The sequence below is a fragment of the Mycobacterium sp. E2327 genome (assembly GCF_001672675.1).
GTDB lineage: Bacteria > Actinomycetota > Actinomycetes > Mycobacteriales > Mycobacteriaceae > Mycobacterium.
In genome coordinates this window covers 1-974 of sequence record NZ_LZKE01000097.1, presented here as the reverse complement: position 1 = coordinate 974, position 974 = coordinate 1, and the positions used below count along the sequence as shown (strand labels likewise).

At 69.3% G+C, this 974-nt stretch carries 1 protein-coding gene and 1 pseudogene; one reads left to right on the top strand and one right to left on the bottom strand.

The features are described 5' to 3' along the window. Positions 1-111 (bottom strand): annotated as a pseudogene (locus A5712_RS30175) (metal-dependent transcriptional regulator); the annotation flags it as partial. Between the two features lie 94 nt (positions 112-205). On the opposite strand from A5712_RS30175, the gene A5712_RS10340 reads away from it, so the two are divergent. Then, a partial coding sequence (locus tag A5712_RS10340; protein WP_068104143.1) for a bifunctional riboflavin kinase/FAD synthetase occupies positions 206-974 on the top strand: 769 nt, incomplete at its 3' end.

Below are 974 nucleotides of genomic sequence, written 5' to 3'. Positions count from 1 at the left end.
GCTGACCTTCTGCGGGGCCCCGTCCGGCGACCACTCCTGGGCATTCCAGATGACCTTCAGGTAGTCCTGGCCGACCGCGGTGATGCCGCCTGGCTCGTCGTCAGCCCTCACAACCAGAGAGTTTAGGCAACCCACACCTGATTCGGCGTGCGGCGGCGGGATCTCGTCACCCCATGTTCGCGCCCGGCATCGTAGGCTTGCCATCGTGCAGCGGTGGCGCGGCCAAGACGAGATTCCCACGGACTGGGGCAGATGCGTGGTCACCATCGGGGTGTTCGATGGTGTGCACCGCGGCCACGCCGAGCTGATCGCGCACGCGGTGAAAGCCGGCCGCGCGCGCAACGTGCCGACGGTGCTGATGACGTTCGACCCGCACCCCATGGAAGTGGTCTATCCCGGCAGCCACCCGGCGCAGCTGACGACGCTGACCCGGCGCGCGGAGCTGGTCGAGGAGCTTGGCATCGACGTCTTCCTGGTGATGCCGTTCACCACCGACTTCATGAAGCTCACCCCGGAGCGCTACGTCCACGAGTTGCTGGTGGAGAACCTGCACGTGGTCGAGGTCGTGGTCGGCGAGAACTTCACCTTCGGCAAGAAGGCCGCCGGCACCGTCGCCACCCTGCGCAAGGCCGGCGAGCGGTTCGGCTTCGCCGTGGAGTCGATGTCGCTGCTGTCCGAGCACCACAGCAACGAGACCGTGACGTTCTCGTCCACCTACATCCGGTCCTGCGTCGACGCCGGCGACATGGTGGCGGCGACGGAGGCGCTGGGCCGCCCGCACCGCGTCGAGGGCGTCGTCGTCCGCGGCGAGGGCCGCGGCGCGGAGCTGGGCTTTCCCACCGCGAACGTAGCGCCGCCGATGCACTCGGCCATCCCGGCCGACGGCGTGTACGCGGCCTGGTTCACCGTGCTCGGACACGGGCCGGTGACGGGCACCGTCGTGCCGGGGGAGCGCTACCAGGCCGCGGTGTCCA